General features: G+C 55.8%; 1 rRNA gene. It reads left to right on the top strand.

The features are described 5' to 3' along the window. Positions 1 to 1,402, top strand: a 23S ribosomal RNA gene (locus tag AC0YNV_RS40660); the annotation flags it as partial.

Below are 1,402 nucleotides of genomic sequence, written 5' to 3' on the forward strand. Positions count from 1 at the left end.
AGGCTGGTGGGTAGGCAAATCCGCCCACTATAAGGCTGAGCTGTGATGGGGAGGGAAAATTGCAGTACCGAAGGTCATGTGCTCCCGCTGCCAAGAAAAGCCTCTAGCCAGGCGAAGGTGCCCGTACCGCAAACCGACACAGGTAGGCGAGCAGAGTATGCTAAGGCGCTCGGAAGAACTCTCGTTAAGGAACTCGGCAAAATGACCCCGTAACTTCGGGAGAAGGGGTGCCTCGGTAGGGTGAATAGCCCGAGGGGGCCGCAGTGAAAAGGCCCAAGCGACTGTTTAGCAAAAACACAGGTCTGTGCGAAGCCGTAAGGCGAAGTATACGGGCTGACGCCTGCCCGGTGCTGGAAGGTTAAGGGGAGTGGTAAGCCGCAAGGCGAAGCTATGAACCGAAGCCCCAGTAAACGGCGGCCGTAACTATAACGGTCCTAAGGTAGCGAAATTCCTTGTCAGGTAAATTCTGACCCGCACGAATGGCGTAACGACTTGGGCGCTGTCTCAACGAGAGATCCGGTGAAATTTTAATACCTGTGAAGATGCAGGTTACCCGCGACAAGACGGAAAGACCCCATGGAGCTTTACTGCAGCTTGATATTGGACTTTGGTACGATCTGTACAGGATAGGTGGGAGCCTGAGAAGCCGGAGCGCCAGCTTCGGTGGAGGCACCGTTGGGATACCACCCTGATCGTATCGGAGTTCTAACCCACTACCGTGAAGCCGGTAGGGGGACCGTGTCAGGCGGGCAGTTTGACTGGGGCGGTCGCCTCCTAAAATGTAACGGAGGCGCCCAAAGGTTCCCTCAGAATGGTTGGAAATCATTCGAAGCGTGCAAAGGCATAAGGGAGCTTGACTGCGAGACCTACAAGTCGAGCAGGGACGAAAGTCGGGCTTAGTGATCCGGTGGTACCGAATGGAAGGGCCATCGCTCAACGGATAAAAGCTACCCTGGGGATAACAGGCTTATCTCCCCCAAGAGTCCACATCGACGGGGAGGTTTGGCACCTCGATGTCGGCTCATCGCATCCTGGGGCTGAAGTAGGTCCCAAGGGTTGGGCTGTTCGCCCATTAAAGCGGTACGCGAGCTGGGTTCAGAACGTCGTGAGACAGTTCGGTCCCTATCTGTCGTGGGCGCAGGAAATTTGAGAGGAGCTGTCCTTAGTACGAGAGGACCGGGATGGACGTACCGCTGGTGTACCAGTTGTTCCGCCAGGAGCACCGCTGGGTAGCTACGTACGGACGGGATAAGCGCTGAAAGCATCTAAGCGCGAAGCCCCCCTCAAGATGAGATTTCCCAATTCGTAAGACCCCTGGTAGACGACCAGGTTGATAGGTTCGAGGTGGAAGCATCGCAAGATGTGCAGCTGACGAATACTAATCGGTCGAGGGCTTATCCTA

The organism is Paenibacillus sp. JT31N11, from assembly GCF_056269285.1.